The organism is Cohnella fermenti (assembly GCF_004801405.1).
Classification (GTDB): Bacteria; Bacillota; Bacilli; order Paenibacillales; family Paenibacillaceae; genus Cohnella; species Cohnella fermenti.
On record NZ_SSOB01000046.1, the window covers coordinates 1 to 22804 of the forward strand.

Genomic DNA, 22804 nt, shown 5'->3' on the forward strand with positions numbered 1-22804 from the left:
TTTCGACTTGAAATCTTCCTTGGTTGAGATGCTCGGAGCTCATGCTCGTCCCCCACATTCATTCGCTTTTTCTATATTATAACACATTACCGCGTTAATTAATTGAAATGTCTTTTTCAACAGCCTGGTTTTTAGCATACATCCAGCACTCCCTCCTCTCCTCGGGCCGAAAATTCCTCCATATACGCGGTTTTTCACATAGAATCGCCCAAGCTTCCCGTTACTGACGTGCGCCAATGTGATTTTTCGCATAAAATTCCGACAGCTGCCGGCATCCACGGCTTCCATCCCTCGCGACAAAAAACGAGGCCGCCCCACGCAGGGGACAGCCTCGCCGATCATGCTTACTTGGAATCTATATAGTGCTCTCCTCTTACGCCTTCCTCCAGCTTGGTATAGTAATGGTTCCTGGAGGCTTCTTCAATATCGCCGTACGCCCAGTAATTCCGATCGACATCCTTCCAGGAGGAATCCGGAGTGTCGTTCAACGGACCGCGATTCAGAACTCGGTTAATGATCGTTACGGCTTCCGCTCTCGTCAGATTGCGGCCCGGCTTGAACTCGCCGTCCCCGTCGCCGATCATATAGCCCGCCTTGGATACGGCTGCGATCGCTTGGCTTGCCCAATGGTTCGCACGCACATCCTTGAACCCGGATTGTGCTTCTGCCGGCAGTTCAAGCTTCAGCCACCGAGCGATGATCAACGCCATCTCCGCCCTCGTAATGCCTGCTTCCGGACGGAAGTTCCCATTCGTGTCGCCGACCATCCAGCCCAGCTCCTTGAGCCGTTCGATGTTCAATGCCGCCCAGTGATTAGCGTTTACGTCCGGATACAACTGCTTGAAGGAGTCCAGCTCCTCCAGCTCGTTAACTCGGAACAGAATGGCAGCCATCTCCGAGCGGCTGATGGAAGCGTTCGGCCTGAAGGTGCCGTCCACATAGCCTCTCATGTACGCGGAATGATAGGCCGTATCCGGCGTTTGCTCCGTTTCGTCTTCCGTGTCGGCCCCGTCTTCCGTGTCGGCCGGAGTGGATGGGCCAACGACAATCGGGGAGTTCGTCAACCGAATGACCGTGAATCTGCTGAACTTATCGATGACGATCTCCAGCCCGATAGGCTCGTCGTTCTGATACACGACAGTACCTTGCTGAACGGCCTTCTCCCCGTCGCTGTGTTCAATGTAAACCCGCAGCGAGTCCAGGAAGCTTGTCGCATTGTCGGTCGGTATGACAATGCCGTTCTTGGCAAACGGAATGAACAGCGTCGTGCTGTAATTGCTGTAGTTCGTCTCGACTTCCAGCGAAGAACCGAGCACCGTGACCTGACGGCCGCTTGCCGCCTGCCGGACGGCGGATTCGTTCGGGATCTGGCTGTTCAATGCCGCCTGTACGTCTTCGTCCTTAACCGGTACGATGCGGAAGAAGAGATCCAGGAAGCTCTCGTTCATTCGCGCCAGCACTTCGCTGCTGATTCTCAGTTGCGCATAGTCGGTGCGAACGTCAAGCGAGTTCCCGTTGTTGGCCAGCAAGGACACAGACTGCTGAGGAATCTCGATTGCGTATTCATCAGCCGGGTCCGTATCTTCATTGACGTAAATAATCGCCGGGCTGTCAGCGGTCAATGGATTGCCGGTGAACGTATCCGCGCTGCTTGCGTCGAAGATCGCCTTGTCGATCTTCGAGCCGTCGGACATCGTAATCCGATTAACGTCGACTTGCTGTTGATGCTCCTGACCTTCTCCGCCGCTAATATCGACCTGGCGTTGAACAACCTCGCTTGTCTTGTTCAAGCTTGCGGACTTGACGATCAGCAGGAACGTTCTGCTCTTCGCAATTCCGTTCTTGGAGATCTCGGCGGTCAGAATGACGCTCTCATCGTTAGCCTGTCGGGCCACCGTCGCCTCAATCCGGTTATCCGACGGCGTGTTGATCGTCACGACGCCAGGCTTGCTGGATTGCCATTGCACCTGCGTATCATGCGCGCCTACCGTCAGAACGTACACGTTGTTCGTCACGCTCTCCCAAGTGTCTTGAACTTGGTATTGTACGGATAAGCGGCGCAGGGCATTGTTGATTTGCTCCTCGGTCGTCAACAGCAGGTCCACGATCAGCTTGTCGCTCTCCAGCTTGCCCGACTCGATTAGCGTAAATTGCATCTCGTTCGTCGTAATCGGTCCCTTGATCGTGACCTCTCCCGTCGAACCGGAATCGTTCGTCGCTCTGCCAACCTCATTGCCATTCGCATCGTAGGCAACAACCGTCGCGCCATTCGGAATATCCTGGAGCACGATCGTATCCTGCTCAATGCTGATGCTCTCAATCTGAGTGCTCGACGGCATGGAGGATTGGTCGCGCGCAATAACGTTGAGCTTAACGCTCTCCTGCTTATTCGGCTCCGAGACGCTGAGCGAATAATGGTCGCCGGCATCAAAGCCCGGATTCATCGTAATGACCAAAGTCGTGCTGCCCGATGTCGTGTTCTTCCTGGAGATGATCAGCTTGCCCGTCGAGTCGTATACTCTTACGGTTGCTCCGGGAGCGACATCCTTAACGGTGATAATATCCGTCGTGGCATTGACGGCCACCTGAGCCTCGTCAAGCGAAGCCGTCTGCTCCAACACGGCAATGACCGCTATGGTGCTGCTCTCCAGCTTACCGGGCTCCTTCACGGACACCTTCACCGTGTCTCCGCCCGCTAAGCCCGGTGCTGCCGCCGCAATCGTCAAGTCGGCCGGCTCGAGGCCATCGTTCGTCAGCGTGCCGATCAATTGATTGGCGGCATTATAGACGTAGATTGTTGCGCCTGCAGGCACCGCAGCAATCGCAACCGTGTCCTGCGTCGCATTGGCCGAGACCGATCCCGTCAACGGGTCGGACTTAACCTGGCTCGTCGCCGGAGCAGGCGCTCCCTCCGCCTTGTTCGCTTCGGTGATCGTTACGTAAACCGTCTCCGCCTCGTCGAGCCCTCCGCCAATCGTTACGGTTACCGTTCCCGCTGTGCTGCCGCTGCTCGTTGCCGTGCCGATGACATTGTTCTCGTCATCGTACACGGTCACCGTCGCGCCCGCCGGAACATTCGTTACCGTTACCGTGTTGTCCGTCGCATTCGCCGTGATGGAAGAGGTCGTCGGCTGCTCGCTCGGATCGTTGACCGCCGTTGCGCTTGTCTTGGCGCTCTCCGCCTTGTTCTTCTCCGTGATCGTAACGTCCACGACTTGCCCGGCGCTCAGACCGGACGGAATCGTGACGACGACCGGACCATCGGTATTGCTGTTGTTCGTCGCAGTGCCGATCAGGTTGCCGTGCTCGTCGTACACCTTGATCGTCGCGCCCGCCGGAACGTTCGCCACCGTCACCGTATCGTTCGTCGCGTTGGCGGTTATCGCTTCGGCAAGGTCGCCGCTTGTCGTGTAGTCCACAACCGCCTGCTGCGGAGCGCTCTCCAGATGGCCTTCAGTGATGATGCTCACCTGAATCTCTTCGCCCATGCCTTGCAGATCTTCCAGCGTCAGCGTGCCGGATTCTTCGCCTTGCGTAAGACGGCCGAGCTCGTTGCCGTCTTGATCGTACACAATGATCGTCGCACCTGCCGGAACATTGTCCACCGTTACCTTGCCTGCCGTTCCGTCCGCATGGATGCTGTACTCGTCCGACCATGCAGACTCCGTCTGCACGGTCACCGGAGCCTTCCCGCTCTCGGACTTGTTCGGCTCCTTGATCGTTACGGATACGATATCCGCTTCGTCAAGGCCGCCATCGATCGTGACGGTTACCGTTCCTGCTGTGCCGCCGCTGTTCGTCGCCGTGCCGATGACATTGTTCTCTTCATCGTACACCGTCACCGTCGCGCCCGCCGGAACATTCGTTACCGTTACCGTGTTGTCCGTCGCATTCGCCGTGATGGACGATGCTGTCGGCGTCTCGCTCGGATCGTTAACCGCCGTTGCGCTCGTCTTATCGCTCTCCGTCTTGTTCTTCTCCGTGATCGTGACGTCAACGACTTGCCCGTCCTTCAGACCGGACGGAATCGTCACGACGACCGGGCCATCGACACCGCTGTTGTTCACTGCCATGCCGATCAGGTTGCCGTACTCGTCGTACACCTTGATCGTCGCTCCTGCCGGAACGTTCGCTACCGTCACCGTATCGTTCGTGGCGTTGGCAGTTATTGCTTCGGCAAGGTCGCCGCTTGTCGTGTAGTCCACAACTGCCTGCTGCGGAGCGCTCTCCAGGTAACCTTCAATAATGATGCTCACCTGAATCTCTTCGCCCATGCCTTGCAGATGTTCCAGCGTCAGCGTGCCGGATTCTTCGCCTTGCGTAAGGCGGCCCAGCTCGTTGCCGTCTTGATCGTACACGATGATCGTCGCGCCTGCCGGAACGTTGTCCACCGTTACCGTGCCTTCGGTGCCTTTCGCAACGATGCTGATCTCTTCGGGCCATTCCGACTCGGTCTTCGCGGTTGCTTCGGCCTTCCCGCTCTCGGACTTGTTCGGCTCCTTGATCGTTACGGATACGATATCCGCTTCGTCAAGGCCGCCATCGATCGTGACGGTTACCGTTGCTGCTGTGCCGCCGTTGTTCGTTGCCGTGCCGATGACTTCGCCTTCCTTATCGTACACCGTCACCGTCGCACCTGGAGGAACGTTCGTTACCGTTACCGTGTCGTCCGTCGCATTCGCTGTGATGGACTCTGCCGGTAGCTCCGTACTTTGATCATTAACCGCCGTTACGGGAGACTTACCGCTCTCCGCCTTGTTCTTCTCCGTAATCGTGACGTCCACGACTTGCCCGTCGCTCAGGCCGGACGGAATCGTGACGACGACCGGGCCGTCGGTACCGCTATTGTTCGTCGCGGTGCCGATCAGATTGCCTTGATCATCGTACACCTTGATCGTCGCGCCTGCCGGAACGTTCGCCACCGTCACCGTGTCGTCCGTTGCGTTGGCGGTTATTGCTTCAAGTTCCCCGCTGGCTGTGTAGTCCACAACCGCCTGCTGCGGAGCGCTCTCCAGATGACCTTCGACGATGATGCTTACTTGAATCTCTTCACCCATGCCTTGCAGATGTTCCAGCGTCAGCGATCCGGGCTCTTCGCCTTGCGTGAGGCGGCCCAGCTCGTTGCCGTCCTTGTCGTACACAATGATCGTCGCACCTGCCGGAACGTTGTCCACCGTTACCGTGCCTTCGGTTCCGTCCGCATGGATGCTGTAATCGTCCGACCATTCCGACTCGGTCTGCGCGGTCGCCGGGGTCTTCCCGCTCTCGGACTTGTTCGGCTCCTTGATCGTTACGGATACGATATCCGCTTCGTCAAAGCCGTCATCGATCGTGACGGTTACCGTTCCTGTTGTGCTGCCGTTGTTCGTCGCCGTGCCGATGACATTGCCCTCTTCGTCGTACACCTTCACCGTCGCGCCGGCCGGAACATTCGCGACCGTTACCGTGTCGTCCGTCGCGTTCGCCGTGATGGACTCTGCCGGGAGCGCCGCGCTTTGATCCGACGTTGCGACAACCCTGACAGCCGTGCCTTCGACTTCACCCGTATTTTCCGCCGTGACAAATACCGGTTGTTCGTCAGCCAAGCCTGCCGCGATCTCAACGGTTACTTCGCGGTTCGTGCTGCCCTCGTTGGTCGCTTGACCAATCAACGTGCCGTTCGCATCGTAGACGCGAATGACTGCGCCCGGAGCGACATCGGCTACCGTCACCCGATCTGTCGTTGCGTCCGCGCTTACGTTGTCGGCCGGCAATGTCGAAGCGGATGCTTCGCCGATCGCCGCGACCTTGTCGCTCTCGTACTTCTTCTCTTCCACAATCGCAATTGCGAACCGATCACCCAATGCGAAGCCTTGCGGCAGCATGTCGATGACCATATCGCGCACTTCGCCCGAGCGGTTGGTGATCGATGCGATCTCGTCGCCGTCCAGATCATAGACGATGACCTTCGCATTGTCAGGCACCTGCTTCACCGTAATCCGATCGGTTGTCGCATTCGCGTCAACCTTCACCGGATTAGCGCTCTTCTCCAGGCGCGTTGTGACCGCTACAGGCTGGCTCTCGGCCTTCTGCTTCTCCTTGATGGTAACAGCAACAACCTGAAGATCGGCAAGTCCTCCTGCGATCGATACGGCAAGCGGATCAGCGCCGCCCGTTGCAACCGCTTGTCCGATCAAATCGCCGGTCGCTTGGTCATAGACACGTACGATCGCGCCCTCAGCCGCATTCGTTACGTATACAACATTCTTCGTGCCGTTAGAGACGACCTGATCGGCAGCCAACGTTGCGGATTGCGTGATGACAACGTCCAGCGGCACGCTCTCCAGCTTGCCTGCTTCAATAATCGTTAATCGGATCGGGCTTCCGGCCAGCGGGCCTTCTCCGTTAATGATGACTTCTGCGTCGCCGGTTGACGTATTGGTCGCGCGCCCGATCTCGTTGCCGGCTTCATCGTAAGCCACAACGGTTGCGCCCGGCGGCACTTGCTGGACTTGAACCGTGCCCTCTCTGGTGTCGATATCGACAATCTGTGTCGGCAACAGCTTAGCCGATTGCCCGAGAGCGGTGACGGTTAGCTTCGCGCTCTCTTCCTTGTTCAGTTCCGTCAGACTGAGCTGGAATTGCGCACCGGCATCGAAGCCCGGGCTCATCGCGATCGACAGGGTCGTCTCGCCCGATGTCGTATTCTTCCTCGAGATGAGCAGCTTGCCCGTCGAGTCATAGATTCTGACGGTCGAGCCCGCAGGCACCTCGCGAATCGTGATCTGATCCGTCGCAGCGTTGACGGTGACCTGCTGCTCGACGAGCGCCTTCGACTGGTTCGCCTTGGCTGTTGCCGTCGTCTTGGCGCTCTCGCGCTTGCCCGCCTCCTGGATCGATACGTTAACGGTATCGCCAACTGCGAGGCCGGGAGCAGCCAACTTAACCGTCAGATCGGCTGCATCGACTCCGGTATTGGCGATCGATCCAAGCAAGCTGCCTCCTGCAGAATAGATATAGATGGTTGCGCCCGCAGGCACGTCCGACACCGTTACCTGATCGTTCGTCGCATCGGCATAGATCCGATCGGCATCGAGCGAAGGGCTTTGATCGTACCCCAGATTGATCGGCACCGGCTCGCTCTCCGCTTTGCCCGCCTCGGTCAAGGTCACGCTAACCGTCTCATCGTCCGCGATATCAACCGTAATGGTTACAACGACTGTCGCAGCGTCGTCCCCGGTATTCGTCACCGTTCCAATCAGATTGCCGTCCGCGTCATATACGTTTACGGTCGCGCCGGCAGGCACTCCGTCAACCGTAACTTGACCCTTCGTGCCGTCCGCCGAGATATCGTCGGCATCAAGCTGGGAGCTCTCGACTCTAGCCGTGAAGCTGCCCGGCTCGCTCTCCGATTTGTCCACTTCTGTTATCGTAATCGATACCGTATCGCCATCTTCCAGTTCGACTCCGTCGTTCAGAAGAATAACGATTGCGGCGGTCGAGGAAGCGCTGTTGACGCCCGTACCGATCACTTCGTCATCTGCGTTATATACGGTAACCGCAGCTCCCGCAGGTACGCCCGCTACCGATACTTTATTGCTGGTTGCGTTCACTTCGGCATCCGTCGGCGCAGCGCTTGGCTCATACTCCGCCTTCACATCGATCGGATCGCTGATGTTCTTGTTCGGCTCTTGGATCGCAACGCCGATGGTCTCATTGTTCGCAAGCCCCGGCTCCGCGATCGCAACGATCACATCTCCGGCGTTAGCTCCCTCATTGACGGCTCTGCCGATCTCATCGCCGCCCGCATTGTATACGATAATGGTTGCGCCGACAGGCACATCCGTTACCGTTACCGTATCGCGCGTGGCGTTGGCGGCAACCTGGCCATCCTGCAGCGATTCGCTTGTCGTATACACGACCGTATACGGCACAGCTTCGCTTGCCAGCTTGCCTTCTTCCGCAATGCTGACGTAAATCTGTTCGCCCAGGTCTCCCAGACCGCTCAGCGTCAGATCGCCCGCGTCATCGCCTTGCGTCAGACGTCCCAATTCGCGTCCGTCCTTATCGTACACGATAACCGTCGCATTCGCCGGCACGTCATGAACGGTAACCGTTCCTGCCGTTCCATTCGCCTCGACGTCATCCGCCGAGAGAGAATCGCTTGCTGCCAGCGCTGTGCTCGCCGTCAGTCCGCTCTCGGATTTGTTCGTTTCCTTAACGGATACCTGAACCACATCGCCCGGCTCCAGACCGGGCGCATCGATGTTCACAACGACCGGTCCCGCTGTGCTGCCGTTGTTCACCGCCGTACCCAGCACGGTAGTGCCATCCTCGTCATAAACCGTAACGGTCGCGCCCGCAGGAACAAGATCAACCGCCACCGTATCGGCCGTCGCATTCGCAATTACCGTAAGCGGCACGTTGCTCGGGTCATATTCCGCGGTTGCTTCGAGCGGCTCGCTCTCTCGCTTGCTGTGCTCTTTAAGCGTAATTTGCACCGTGTCGCCGTCCTCGACTCCCGGAGCAAGCGAGACGATGACGGTGGATGGTCCGGTGCCCTCGTTCGTTGCCGTGCCCAGCACGATGGTGCCGTCCTCGGCATAAACCGTAACGGTCGCGCCCGCAGGAACGTTGGCAACCGTCGCCTCGTCGCTGGTCGCGTTCACGCTGACTTGCTCCGAGTCAAGCTTCGAGCTCTGGCCATAGTCAACCGCTTGTGCGACTTTGCTGCTCTCAAGCTGGTTCGGCAGCGTTATGCTGACATAGACAGTGTCGCCCAGCCCGCTCAAGCCCGACAGCGTCAAGTCGCCTGCGGTACCGCCTTGCGTCAGGCGGCCCAGCTCGTTGCCGTTGGCATCGTACACAATGATGGTCGCCCCGGCAGGGACGTCCTCAACCGTTACCGTGCCGTTAATGCCGTCAGCGGCAATCGCGCCGATAATCGCCGAATCGCCGTCCGGCTTGGCCGTACTAACGGCCGGTTCGCTCTCCTTCTTGTTCGCTTCGGTGAGCGTGACGTATACCGGTTCCTGATCATTCAGACCGTCGACAATCTCAACAACAACGGTCTTTGGTTCATTGCCGGTATTCTCAGCGTGTCCAATGACGTTCTGCATCTCTTCATCGTCGTACACCGTTACCGTCGCGCCTGCCGGCACGTTCTTCACGGTCACCGTATCCGTCGACGAATTAGCAACAACGGCAGTCGGCGTGGCGCTCTGCTCATTCGCAGCGAAGATCTCAATCGGCTCGCTGACCGATTTGTTGCTGTCCTTCTTCGCCACGAATACACTTGCTCCATCCGCCAGGTCGATAGAGAGCTCGACAACAACCGTGCCGGAGGCATTGCCCGTATTGGTCGCCGTTCCAATCGCGTGGCCCTGGTCGTCGTAGACGGTAATCGTAGCGCCTGCAGCCACGCCCGTTACCGTAACGGTATTGTTCGTCGCGTTCGCAAGCACCTGATCGGCCGTTAGCTCACTGACCAGATCGTAAGTTACCGCTTGCGGCACCTTGCCGCTCTCCAGATGATCCGCCGTTACGATACTGACATAGATCGTATCGCCCATATTCGTCAAGCCGGGAACCGTCAGGCTGCCCGCGGCGATGCTCTGCGTCAACCGGCCCAGCTCATGGCCGTTCGAATCGTAAACAATGACGGTGGCGCCCTTCGGCACATTCGCGACCTTGACAGTCCCCTTGGTCCCATTGGCGGTAATGGTGCCAACCGTAACGCCCGAAGCTTCGTCCTTCGCAACGGCAGACACCGATGCGCTCTCCGACTTGTTCAGCTCGGTGATCGTTGCCGTAATGCTGTCGCCTGCGTTCAAGCCTGCAGCAATCGCAACCTCGACTGCGGCCGACGCAGCGCCGGAGTTGGTCGCCGTACCGATAAGCGTTCCTGCGGCATTGTACACCTTCACCGTCGCACCTGCCGGCACGCTCGATACCGTAACGGTGTCCTTCGTCGCATTCGCGGTTGCACTGGTCGGCGCAACGCTTGTCTCGCTGAGCGCAGTGGCAACTTGCTTCGCGCTCTCTAGTTCGTCTTCTCGCTGTTGCGTGACGGACACTTGCTGCTCGGCTGCGAGACCGGCGGCAATCGCTACGGCAACGGCGCCTGTCTTGTCGCTTGTGTTAGCGGCTTCGCCTAGCAGAACACCGTTCGCATCGTAGACGCGAACCGTCGCGCCGGGAGCGATATTCGCCACGGTCACGGCATCCGTCGTCGCGTTGGCGGCAATCTGATCCGCCGTCAGCGATGGACTCGGCGTTTGGCCCGTGACAGCGACTTTATCGCTCTCGTATTTCTTCACTTCGATAATGGAGACCCGATAGGCGTCTCCGTTCTCGATGCCCGGCGGAGACATGTCGATGGCCGTATCGCGCGTTTGTCCCGTCCGATTGTAGATCGAGGCAATCTCATCGCCATTGCTGTCGTATACGATCACCTTGGCGCCATTCGGCACATTCTGCACCGTAATCATGTCTGTCGCGGCATTCGCGGTGACATTCACCGGATTGTCGCTCTTCTCCAGACGGGTTGTCGCTGAAGTTGGGAAGCTCTCGATTTCGTTGCTTTCCTGAATGGTCACCTTTACTTCCTGCAAATCCAGCAATCCGCCGGCAATAGAGACAGCCAGCGGATTCGCGCTGCTGTCCGCAGTTGCTTGGCCGATCAACTGACCGGATACGGAATCGTAGACGCGAACCGTCGCACCCGCAGGCACATCCGTTACATAGACGGTATCCTTCGTTCCGTTGGATACAATCTGATCATCCGTAAGCGCCTCGCTGCGCAGCATCGGCGTTATCGTTGTTTTGTTGCTCTCAAGCTTGGTTCCGGTCTTATACGTGATATAGATATCATCTTCGATGCTTAGATCGAATCCCAGTTGTTCAGCAGTGAGTGTAACCGCTCCGCCGGCAGTTGCAGGGAACTGAACCGGAGTGCTGTCGCTCTCGCTTCGATAGACCGAGATTATCGTATCGGCAGGCACATTGCTAAGCGTGATGTCCTGATCCGTCGCATTCGCGACAATATTGTTCGCCAGAGGCGCAGATGTCTTGCCCGCCAGCGCTACGGTTGCAGTAGAATATATGCCGCTTGGGCCTTCTGCCTTAACCGTGGAATCGCCCGTCGTCTCGCCGGACGAGACGTATACGACGGCCTTGCCGTTGGCATCCGTCGTAACCGACGACGGCTCGACAATTCCGCCATTCGTAGCCGTCACGGTAATTGGAATATTGTTCTGCCGCGATCCGCCCACTGCGGTAATATCCAGCTTCCAACTGCCGTCTTCCTGCTGCGTCTTCGCGATCGTGTAGCTTGTCGGAGCTTGCGCATAAGTGTTATTGTTCACATCGATCGGTGCATATTCGTTGGTAAAATACCACTTGGTAATATCGTGAATCTGATAAGCGCCGCCTGTTGCAGCCGTAAAGCCTACATAAACATCGTTGGAATTCAATATCGATGTCAAATTCACATTTGTTTCCGTAAGCGTCGCCGTCGCCGGCCTCGTGCTGGAATTTTTGTTGACCCGAACCTCAATCGTCTTGGTGGCGCCATTATAGTCAACCCAAGCGTGAATCGTGCCGGACTTCATATTTAATGTGTCAGTTGGCAAACTCACTACTTTGTTCGAGCCCAGAACGCCGTTGATGTCGACTCCGATGTGGTTGGCGTCCGGCTCCGTCAAGGACGGACCATTATTCCAGGTGTCGAACTCAATGCCGACGCTTTGCGGAATGCCTTGGTAGCCCATCCCCCCGCCGGCCGCTCCCGCAGAGTTCGAATAGGTTTGCACCGTGAACACGATGCCGTCGGCCCAGCCCACGGTATATCCTCCACCGCTTGACAATTCAAACGTAAAGTAAGAGCTAAAGGAACGATCGTCCTTCAACGATACGCGCTCCACATTAAAAGCGGTCCCCCATTGCTGTTCTGCTGCAGGCGTCAACCTTAAACGGTTGCTAGAATATACCGTGCTTCCGTTTATTTTCATCCTGCCGTCATTGCTGAACGAGTCGTACTTAAACGTAATAAAACCGTCAGTGGCTGCATGAACGGTATTTCCCGATCCGGGAATGGCAACCTGGAAAATCAAAAGAAACGCCAGAAACGGTACGATGAATCTTCTCAAGCTTATCATGTCTGTTCTCCTTCCTCCCTCTGATATAGCTTCCTTGCGATTCAAGCGGTGCTCTAATTCGGCTTCCTTCCCCAAAAGTTGACAGTTTTCAACATAACATAGCTATGATAGCTTTTAGCGCTTAACAAACGCTGAAAAAGACCTAGTTTCCGCAATGGAAATAGGTCCGCGAACTCACTTCATTTAGTGACCGGAGAATCCTCCCACCCACAGAGATCAGCGTGCCATCCGGCACGATATCCCCTCCTCCAGCTCCACATCCCCTCTCCCCTCTGCGGGCATTATGCCTCTTCTCCCGCTCGTTCAGGAGGAATGCGCCGGGAATACCCGGCGGCGGTCGCAGGATTTATCTCCATGCATACTAATTCTCATATAATCTCCCAACCTCCCCATCATCAAGCTGCGCCAATGCGATTTTTCGCATAAAATCGGCAGCCATCCGGGTTCGCCGACTCTAACGGAGGACGCATGATCCGGAAGAGGAGGAGGTTCCTGAGCCGGAGGGAGAAGAGGCCTAAGCGTCCAGAAGGGAAACCCGATCTGTGGGGCTAAAACCATCGCAGGTCCCGTCGCCTTGTCACCATGGGCAAACTTTTTCTATTTTTCATGAAGTTATCGTCTGACCTGACAACATGGCCTCCCTCTTTCTCGCCCTCCTCTCCCTTCCTCTCGCCTTCCTCTCCCCTTCCTCTGCACTCCGCACCTGCCGCTGGGCATTCGCATATTGTGCATTAACCCAGGCGTAACGCCTGCACAGCGAAGAAGGGGAAGATGGAATGCCGAAGTCTCGCGTATTAACGGAACAATCGCTGCTGAGACGCCTTCGCGGCTCTTCGGGCTCGAAGCTGTCGACGCAAGGACGGAAGAGCGGCTCCGTCAAGAAGCAGGCCCGCGCGCCCAAGGTCAAGCTCCACCGGAGCGGCTATCCGGAGCTTCTGGAGCCGCCGGTGCGCCAGATCCCGTGGTGGGTGCTGCCGGAGGATCAACAACGTATCCTCACTCCCGGCGGGGGAGGGCTCGGCGGCCTTATCGGCGGGTTGCTTAAACCGGGCGGCGGCGGTGGCGGGCCGGGGCACGATCCGGGACACGATCCCGGGCATGGACCTGAACACGATCCCGGGCATGGACCTGAACACGGACCTGGGCACGGACCTGGGCCGGGACCTGGACCGCACCCGCATCCGCCGGGACCGGGGCCTGTACCTCCGCCGCCCCCGCCGCCTCATCCGCCGCACCCGCCCGGACCTCCGGGGCCGTTCCCGCCTCCGCCGCCAAGACCGCCCGTGCCGATTCCGATTCCCATCCCGATTCCGATCCCGGGACCGGTGCCCGTGCCGATCCCGACGCCGGGCCAGGCGTATGTCATCGTTCAGATTGACGGAGGCGCTTCATTCCCTGGCGTCACGCAGAGCGCATACGCGTATTACTATCCGGGAATTACGATCCGGCAGGCGCTGCAATCGACCGGTCTTGTCACTTTCGGGCCGAACGGGTATATCGCCGCCGTATCCGGCATTCGCATCGGGGGCAATATCGGCGTGAGCCTGCGCTACAACGGGCGGGCCGTTCCGCAGACCCTGCTCGACATAGCCGCCGACCCGTACAGCACAATCGGCCTCGCCCTATACACCTTATAACCCCCGAACAGAACAAGAGATGGCGCGGAATTCCGCCCATCTCTTCGTTTTATTTTCCGCTCGTGTACCAATCTGCCGCCGCCTGGACCTCCGAGCTTGTCAGCCGATGCCCGAAGCTCTCCCAATGCACCTTGACGTCCGCCCCGGCTCCCGCGAGCAGCGACTCCAGCTCCACCGTCTCCTGCGGCGCGCAGATCGGATCGTTCGTCCCGGCCCCGATGAACACGTCCGTTCCGTTCAAGTCGGGCAGCGCCAGCCCGCGCAGCGGGACCATCGGATGATGCAGAATCGCCTTGCGGAAGACACCCCCATAGTGGAAAAGCAAGCTGCCAGCGATATTCGCCCCATTCGAGTAACCAACCGCCGTGAAGCGCGTACGATCCAGCTTGTATGCCTCCGCCGCCGCGTTCAGGAAGTCGTACGTCTCCTTCGTGCGGAACCTGAGGTCCTCCTCGTCGAACACTCCCTCCTCCAGCCTCCGGAAGAACCTCGGCATGCCATTTTCCAGAACGTTGCCCCTCACCGACACAATCGCCGCTTCCGGATCGATCCGCTGCGCCAGAGGGAGGAGATCCCGCTCCGTCCCCCCCGTTCCGTGGAAAAGCACCAGCGTCGAAGCCCCGGCCTTCTTGGCCGGCTCGTAAATATGCATCATGCTCGTTAATGCGCTCATGTTATCGATCCTCCTTCAGCACGCGGACTTCGATCGGAATCAGGCCCGACTCGATCAGCTCGCGGTGCTTCTCGTACCAGGAAGGCAGTTGCAGCTTCTCGCCCAGATGCTCGAACGGCTCATCGTTGTCGAATCCGGGAGTGTCCGTCGCGATCTCGAACAGGATGCCGCCTTGCTCGCGGAAGTACAGAGCGTTGAAGTATTGGCGATCCACGATCGGCGTCGGCCGGAAGCCGCCCGCTTCGACGTGCACCCTCCAATTCTTGTGGTCGTCGTCGTTGTTCGCTCTCCACGCGATATGGTGCACCGTCCCGGCGCCGCCCGCTCCCCAGCCCATCGGCTGGGCATTGATATCGATCACGTTGCCGATGTCGCCGATCGAGCGGAAGCGAACAAGCCCGTTCTCCTCGCCGACCTTCGTCAGGCCAAGCACATGGACCAGCGTGTGCATCGTCTGCGCCGGATTGATGCTGTAGAGCTGGGCGCCCGCGAAGCCTTTGATCGCCTTCTCGGCCGGCACGCCGCCGAACGACCACCGGCTCGCCTTGCCTTCCTCGCGCTCCACGATCTCAAGCTGCAAGCCGTCCGGGTCCTTGAACTGCAGGAACGTCTCGCCGAAGCGCTCGCTCTTCCGGGCCTCGACGCCGAGCTTCGCAAGACGCGCCTCCCAGAAGGAGAACGTCCCTGCCGGAATCGCGAACGACGTGTAGCCGACCTGACCGCCGCCGACATGGCCGATGCGCGAGCCCGGCGACGGGAAGAACGTCATCGCGGTGCCGGGGCTGCCCATCTCGTTGCCGAAGTACAGATGGTACACCTCCGGAGCGTCGAAGTTGATCGTCTTCTTCACCATCCGCAGCCCGAGAACTCCGGCATAGAAGTCGACATTCGCTTGCGGATCGCGGACAAAGGAAGTGATGTGGTGGATTCCTGCGGTTTGCTTGGTCATTTGAGATTCCTCCAATGGATGATGGATTTGTGGATGTTGGCTTTGCGGGCGACGGATTTGCGGGTGATTTGATTTCGTTTGGATTACATTATCTTAAATTTAAGATTTAGGACCGAAGAAGCGGCGCCGCTACCCCGACTGCGCCTTCAGGCCAAGCTTCTTGATCAGGTCGATCGCCTGCTTCTTCTCTTCCAGCGAGAGACCGTTCATCAGCCGATCGATCGCCTCCGCGTGGCTCGGGAACACCTGCTCGAACATCCTCGTTCCCTCATCCGTAATCTCGGCGAAGGTGACGCGGCGATCGTCGGGGCTCGGCACCCGCCTCAGCAGCCCGCGATTCTCCAACTTGTCGATATTGTACGTGATGCTCCCGCTCGTGACGAGAATCTTGTCGCCGATCTGCTGCAGCGGAATTCGCCCCTTATGGAAAAGCAGCTCCATCACCGTGAACTCCGTCGCCGACAGCCCGTGCTTCTTCATATCCCTAACCGCGCTGTCCATGATCGACTTGTATGCCTTGGAGAGAACGACGAACAACTTCAGGGATACGTCCCGTTCGTGTGTGTTCTGCGCCTGCCTATTGCGATCATCCGCATTCGCTGTCGCGGTCGCGTCCGGCCCTTGCTGCATATCCGTTAAAGGCTCCCCGCTCGCTTTCCCTAATCCCGTTCCGTGTGCCGGCTCTCTGGACATCTCCTTCACGTTGCTTCGCCTCCTCTCGTTGTTGTCTCAAATTTAATTATCTTTAACTTGAGATAAATATACACCCAAAAACGCATTTGCGCAAGAGGCAAGAGGCACTTTGGCCTTGCTGGCCCCCTCCCCCCGCCACTTTTATGTGGTTTTTCACATTCACGACGGCTTTAAATTGCGTTTCCCCCCAATTTTATATCATTTTTCACATCTATTACGACAGGTTTGGGTGCCGAGGCCTTGATAAATGTGATTTTTCGCATAAAATCACCAATTCCGCCTTCGCGGCAGACTTTAAATGTGAAAAATCACATTCGTGCGGAGCAACAGCGGAGGGACAACGGAGGGACAACGGAGGAACAGCGCGGACAAGAGTTACTCGGACGATATTACGCGCAATCACGCTTAGCCTCCGACATGAATCACACCGCCAGCCTTGTATGAATCATACTTAGCTTCCCCCGCACGAACCGATGCCAAACCCCGGCCGAAGAGCTCCGGAAAATGTGTGGGCGGGGGGCCATACATCGGCGCGCAGTCGGGGCGATGGGCGAGTATGGCTCCGTTCACTGCGTCCCCTGTCCATCCACCTGCTTCTCCACCTTCGACCGGAACAACAGCGGCACCGCCAGCGCAACAAGCAGCACGGCTGCAGCGAGCGCGATTTGTTTCCAGCCGCCGTGCGTCAAGCTGGCTCCGAGGAACGTGTACGCGAACGTCCCGGGCAGTGCGCCGAGGAACGTCGCGATCGCATACGCCCGAAGCGGCACCTTCGCCAGCCCCGCGGCGTAGCTGACCAGATCGAACGGGACGAAGGGCGCGAGCCGCAGTGTCAGCACGATCGGGAAGCCGCGGCGAGCCATCGCCCGCTCCAGCTTCTGCAGGCGCGGGTCGCTCTCGAGGCCGCGGAATAATCCGCCGCCGAGCTTCCGCGCGAGAAGATAAGACAGAATCGCGCCGGGAAGCTCGCCGAGGGTCGTATAGACGATTCCCCAACCGGTCCCGAAGGCCAGTCCCCCGGCCAAGGACAGAACCGACGCGGGGAACAGCGTAAACGGACGAGCAACGAACAGCCCGATATAGATGACGGGCGCGAGCCAACCGAAGGAGAGCATCCAGGTGCGGAGCGTTTCCGGGGTTAGGTGCACCACGTGGAGGTCGAGCCACAGCAGCACCCCGACGGCAACCGCCGCTCCGAACAGCTTATAGATCAACGGGCGCTTCAGGCTTGTTCCGCTTTGCGCTCTGCCCTTCGTTCCCATTCGCTCAAGCCGCCTTGGAACGGTTCAACGCCGCCACGACCGCGGGCAGGAACAGCGGCAGGAACAGGAACGCGAGCAGCATCAGCGCGAGAATGACGACCGTCGCCATCTGGACAAGCGTCAGCACCGCCGACGGATACATCGCCGCGAACGTGCCGGACAGGATGATCGCCGCCGACAGGATGATGCCCCCGGTATGCTTCATCGCCTCATGAATCGCCCGGCGCGGGGCGAGCTCCCCATACTCCTGGTATCGCATGATCAGGAAGATGCTGTAGTCGACGCCGAGGGCGACAATCATGATGAAGGAGAAGAACGGAATTGTCCAGGCCAGCTCCCCATGAGTCGTGAACGCGCCGAAAATCCACTCCGTCCCGGTAAGAGCCGTGTAATAGGCGAGCACAAGCGAGCCGATAACCGCAACCGGCAGCCAGAGCGCCCGGGAGATGACGATAAGCACGAGCAGAATGCCGATCAGCATGATCGCCGCGGTGCGCGTGAAGTCGCCGCTCGACACTTCCTCCAGGTCCAGGTTCTGCGACGAGACGCCGCCGATCCCGTACTCCGCGTTCGCGAAGCCGCTCTCCTCGGCCAGCCGCTCGTAAACCTTGTGCACCCGAGCGATCGTGTCCATCGCAGCCGTCGAATACGGATCGTCGCTCAGCACGATCGACCACTTCGCCGTATGGCGATCCTCCGACTCGTACAGATCGAGCGATTGAGCGAATTCCGCTCCCGTCCGAACCTCCTCCGGGATGAAGAACGTATCCGCAGCGTTCGTAGCACCTTGACCGCTCACATCGCTCGCATCACCGGAACCATTCGCACCGCCGGCACTATCCGCACCGTCCGCACTATTCGCACCATCGGCACCATCCGCACCGCTGGTTCCGGCTATCTCATCCAGATAGTCCGTCGTGCTCGCAAGGCCGTCCGACACCTTCTGCAGGCCGTTCACGCTGTCCGTCAGCCCCGTCTGCAGCTCGGGCAGGCTCGCGGACAAGGACTCCAGCCCTTCGTTCAGCTTGATCTGCCCCGCCTCGATGCTCTCAAGCCCGTCCGCCAGCGCCGGCAGCTCGCCGACAACGGCCTTCTGCCCTGCTCCGGCCTCGCTTAAGCCGTCCTGCAGCGAGCTCGCGCCCGTCTCGAGCTGCTCCGCCCCCTGCTCAAGCTGCGCCTGGCCCGCCTGCACCTGCTTCAGCCCCTGAGCCGCCTGCGCCAACGTCGCGTTCGCCGAGGCGAGCTGGCCGTTCAGCGTCTCAAGCCCGGCGCTCAGCTTCGCAAGCTGCTCCGCAAGCGCGGCGGACGCGCTCTTGATCGCCGCGAAGTCGGCGTTGTCCGCCAGCCCCGCTCCGGCCTCCGACTGCTCCAGCTTGGCGACGGACGCGTTCATCGCTTGCGCGGCCGCCGCCAGCGACTCGGCCGACTGCTGAACCGTCTTGAACTGCGCCAGCAGCGCGTCGTACCCGCCCGAGATCGTGCCGAGCCCGGTGGCCAGCGTCCCCGTCTTCTCCGAGAGCGTCGCGAGGCCGCCGCGAAGGTCCGCGATTCCCTTCTTCAGCTCGCCGGCTCCCGCCGTCCCTTGCCCGATTCCCGTCGCGATCCGGTTCAGCGCCGCGATCGCCTGATCGACGCCTGCCTGAACCTTCTTCGTCCCTTCGACCAGCTCGGCCGCCTTGTCGAAATCGCCTGACGGAACGGCCGCCACTTGATCCGCCGCCTTCGCGAGCCCGTCCTTGATCGTGCCGATTCCTTCATTCGCCTGCGCGATGCCTTCGCTAAGCTTGCCGGATTGATTGCTCGTGTACAGCTCGGCAATCTTCTCTCCCTTCGGACGCGTGGCGCTGTACACCTTGTCGACGCCGTCCACCCGGGTCAACTGCTCCGTCACCTTGTCGATGAACGCGAGATTGCCCGCATCGTCCATCTTCTCGTCCGTCGTCATAACGAGCGTCGCCGGCATCGCCTGCCCGGCCGAATAGTGCTCGTAGATGGCGTGAATGCCCTGGACGGAGGTATACGAATCGTCAACCTCGTCGAGGGAGTTGTAGTTGAGCTGGCTGGAGTAGAACGCCGCGATCGGCACCGCAATTGCCAGCGTAATGACAATGCTCCAGTACGGCCGCTTCACCGCGAAGCCCGTAATGCCCGACAGCAGCCGATTCTCCCGATGCTCGCCGGACGCCTTGGCAGGCCAGAAGCTGAACCTTCCGAGAAGCCCCATCACAACCGGCAGGAACGTGAACAGGGACACCAGCAGCACGCCGACCCCGATGCCTACGGCGGACGCCGACTTGAACAGTTGGAACTCCGCAAGCCCGAGCGCACAGAAGCCGATAAGTACCGCCGCCCCGCTGTAGAGTACTGTTTTCCCAGCCGTCTTGTAAGTCCGGATAATCGCCTCCACCCTCGAGCCCGTGCGCGCCAGCTCCTCCTTAAACCGCATGAAGAGCAGAATGTTGTAGTCCGTCCCGATGCCGAACAGCACAAGCACAAGGAAGATCTGCGTAAAGCCCGAGAATGGAAAATCCACCTTGTCGACAAGCTGAGTCACAATCCCGAGGGAGACGAGGAACGACAGCGCGACGGTCAGCAGCGAGATCAGAGGCGTGATCGGCGACCGGAAGATAAGGATCAGCACAACGACGATGAAGAGAACGGCCACGAGCTCCGTCTTCTTGACCCCCTCCTGGGTCGTCTTCGTGAAGTCCTCGTTGATCAGCGCCGGGCCCGTCAGGTAGTGCGGAACGGACACGCCCTCCAGCGCCGCGGACAGACTGTCCCGAATCTCGTCCTTCGTTCGGCCCTCCGTCTCGACCGACGCAATCGCCATGACCGTCGTCCCGTCCGCAGACAGCAGTTGGTCCTTCGCCTCGGGAAAATTCACATGCGTCTGCAACGAAGCCAGCCCGAGCTTGCTCTTCTCGCTCTCCAGTCCGGCCAGCCCTTGCTCGATGCCGGCCATCTGGTCCGCCGTGAGCTTCTCCTTGGCGCCGAACACAAGAATGACGGACATCTGCCTCTCATCCTCGGACTCGTCCCCCATCGCCTTCAGCAGACGGCTGGCTTCCGATGAGGAATAGCCCTCCGGCACGCCGATCTGCCCCTTGTCGCGAACAAGCTGCCCTATATCCGGCATTATGATAAGCAGCGCGACCGTAACGACGATCCACGCTGCGATAATCGGCCACTTCCACTTCAGCATCGTATTCATGACTCCAGCTCCTTCTGTTTATCTCTACGTAGCAATTTTATCCACTTCCCAAGCAGATTACCATCAATCGGTAAAATGAAAGTAAAACAATTATGAAGAATGATGAAGTCGGCGTCGGGTAAAAAAAGAAAAGACCGCGGTTGGCGGCCCTTGCTACGGTTCGATGGGAAGCTGGATGCGAATGCCGAGTCCTCCGAGAGGGGAAGCGCCGGCGACGATCGTCCCGCCGTGCCGCTCCACGATGGAATGGCAGCTGGCGAGCCCAAGACCGGTGCCGCCCGCCTTGATCTGCCGGGAAGTGTCGACGGTGTAGAACTTCCGGAACAGCGCTTCCCGGTGCTCCTCCGGCACGCCGATGCCGTTGTCCTCCAGCTCCATGACCGCCTGCCCGTCCCGAACGCAGGCGGTCAGCCGAACGGTCAGGTCCTCGCGTCCCCCGTACCGGACGGCGTTGCTGACCAGATTCGCGAACACCCGCCGCAGCATCGGCTCGTGGCCGAGGAACGTCTCGCCGCCCTGCAGAGAATGGCTCCAGGTCAGCGCGAAGCCGAGCCCGGCCAGTTCCTCCTCATATTCGATCGCGGTGCTCTCGAAGAAGCGGCGGAACTTCACGGGCTGCAGCTCGAGGTCGACAAGATGGGCCTCGTCCTTCGTGAACGAGGAGAACTGCTGGATCAGCTCCGTCAGGTGATGCGACTTCTTCTCGATGAGGCGCAAGTAATCCCGGCGATCCTGCTCGGAGAGCGACTCGTTCGTAAGCAGCAGCTCGACGAAGCCGTTCACCGACGTGAGCGGCGTCTTGATATCGTGCGCGATCGCGGCAATCATGTCCGTCTGCTCCCGCCCGGAGCGGTGCAGCCTCTCTTCCATCTCGATCACGTGCCGGTACAGCTCGCCGATCTCGTCCTTGCGGCAGGTCGCAAGCGGACGGCCCAGGGACCTCGCCCGAATGCCGCCGAGCCGATTGTTCAGCCGCTGGATCGGCTTCGTGATCAGGCGGTGAAGGTGCAGCGCCATGCCGACGAAGATGACGGACAAGCATAGGAGCAGAATGATAAACACCTGCTCGAACGCCGGAGCCAGCACGACGTCGCTCGGCTTCACCGGGCTCAGGATGCCGAGCATCAGAGCCGTTCTGCCCTCGCCGTCCTTCACCTGGTACCATTGCCGGTCCAGCCTGTCCGCCCCGTCGCCGGCCCAAGGGTCATACCCGATCGGCTCGAAGCCCGAGTCGTACAAGCCGACGGTCACGCCGCCTCCCGCATTTAGCCTGGAGACGTAGCTCTCGATCGCCGCCGTGTCGGGATACAGCCGCTCCGCCTCCGTCCGGATCGACTCCTCTACCGCCTGGCGCTCCTCGCGCAGCTCCTTCACGTTCGAGAAGACGCTCCCGATGACGTACGTCCGGATGTACACGGCGATCAGCGCCGTCAGGCCGATGACGAGAATCGAGAACAGAATCGGCAGCCGCCACCTGAGCTTCATGGCCGCAGCCCTTCCGGAGCGAGCTTATAGCCGACGCCCCACACCGTCCGGATGCACTCGGAGAAGGCTCCCAGCTTCTTGCGGATGTTTTTGATATGGACCGTGACCGTGTTCATGTCCCCGTACTCGTCTCCCCACACGCTGGCATAGATCTGCTCTCTCGTCAGCACCTGGTTGGGGTGGTCGAACAGGTAGAGGAGAATTTGGAATTCCTTCGTCGACAGGTCGAGCTTGCCGCCCTGCAGACGGGCCTCGTAGGTCGCCTCGTTCAATTCGAGCGCCCCCTTGGCGCGGAGCAGGGGACCCGGACCGTGCGCCTCCTCCTGCCGGCTCTCCCATTCCCGGTGCAGGCGTTCCGTACGGCGGAAGTGGGCTTTGACCCGGGAGGTCAGCTCATGGACGCTGAACGGCTTCGTCATATAGTCGTCGGCTCCGATCTCGAGCCCGATGATTTTATCCATCTCGCGGTCGCGGGCGCTCAGGAACAGGAGCGGAGTCGAATACTGCTCGCGGATCAACCGGCACACCTCGAGCCCGTCCATCCCCGGCATCATGATGTCCAGGACAACGAAGTCGACGGCGCCGCTTCGCATCTCCTCCAGAGCCTCGGGGCCCGTGCAGGCGCAGCGCACCTCGAATTGCTCGTACTTCAGGCCGTCGGCGATCAGCCGGACGATGTCTCGATCATCGTCGACGACCAGGATCGTTCTCGTCATTGCGCGTCTCCGTCTCCTCCGTTAGTTCAAGCTTGCGG

General features: G+C 59.5%; 9 protein-coding genes. 1 reads left to right on the forward strand and 8 read right to left on the reverse strand.

Translation table 11 applies throughout. The annotated features are described in order from the left end of the window. Positions 1-344: 344 nt before the first annotated feature. On the reverse strand, positions 345-12137 hold the full coding sequence (locus tag E6C55_RS26745; protein WP_136372903.1) for an S-layer homology domain-containing protein: 11793 nt from the start codon (positions 12135-12137) through the stop codon (positions 345-347). A gap of 776 nt (positions 12138-12913) precedes the next feature. Between E6C55_RS26745 and E6C55_RS26750 the strand changes: the two genes are divergently transcribed. Further along, on the forward strand, positions 12914-13774 hold the full coding sequence (locus tag E6C55_RS26750; RefSeq protein WP_136372904.1) for a hypothetical protein: 861 nt from the start codon (positions 12914-12916) through the stop codon (positions 13772-13774). 49 nt (positions 13775-13823) lie between these two features. Here E6C55_RS26750 and E6C55_RS26755 read toward each other — a convergent pair whose 3' ends face one another. The 7 genes from E6C55_RS26755 to E6C55_RS26785 all read right to left on the reverse strand — a co-directional run bounded on the left by E6C55_RS26755 (position 13824) and on the right by E6C55_RS26785 (position 22766). Then, a complete protein-coding gene (locus E6C55_RS26755; protein WP_136372943.1) occupies positions 13824-14429 on the reverse strand; it encodes an alpha/beta hydrolase in 606 nt (201 codons plus the stop codon). 19 nt (positions 14430-14448) lie between these two features. Beyond that, complete coding sequence (locus E6C55_RS26760) at positions 14449-15396, reverse strand: ring-cleaving dioxygenase (protein ID WP_136372905.1); 948 nt, start codon at positions 15394-15396, stop codon at positions 14449-14451. 129 nt (positions 15397-15525) lie between these two features. Then, the gene (locus tag E6C55_RS26765) at positions 15526-16026 is read right to left on the reverse strand and encodes a MarR family winged helix-turn-helix transcriptional regulator (protein ID WP_136372944.1); all 501 of its coding nucleotides are present in this window, start codon (positions 16024-16026) and stop codon (positions 15526-15528) included. A 629-nt stretch (positions 16027-16655) separates the two neighbouring features. Next, complete coding sequence (locus E6C55_RS26770) at positions 16656-17351, reverse strand: TVP38/TMEM64 family protein (protein ID WP_136372906.1); 696 nt, start codon at positions 17349-17351, stop codon at positions 16656-16658. A gap of 4 nt (positions 17352-17355) precedes the next feature. After that, positions 17356-20565 (reverse strand): MMPL family transporter, encoded by a 3210-nt coding sequence (locus E6C55_RS26775; RefSeq protein WP_136372907.1) that lies wholly within the window; start codon positions 20563-20565, stop codon positions 17356-17358. 153 nt (positions 20566-20718) lie between these two features. Then, positions 20719-22050 (reverse strand): HAMP domain-containing sensor histidine kinase, encoded by a 1332-nt coding sequence (locus E6C55_RS26780; protein ID WP_136372908.1) that lies wholly within the window; start codon positions 22048-22050, stop codon positions 20719-20721. Further along, complete coding sequence (locus E6C55_RS26785; RefSeq protein ID WP_136372909.1) at positions 22047-22766, reverse strand: response regulator transcription factor; 720 nt, start codon at positions 22764-22766, stop codon at positions 22047-22049. Before E6C55_RS26785 ends, E6C55_RS26780 begins: the two co-directional genes overlap by 4 nt. Between the last annotated feature and the right edge of the window lie 38 nt (positions 22767-22804).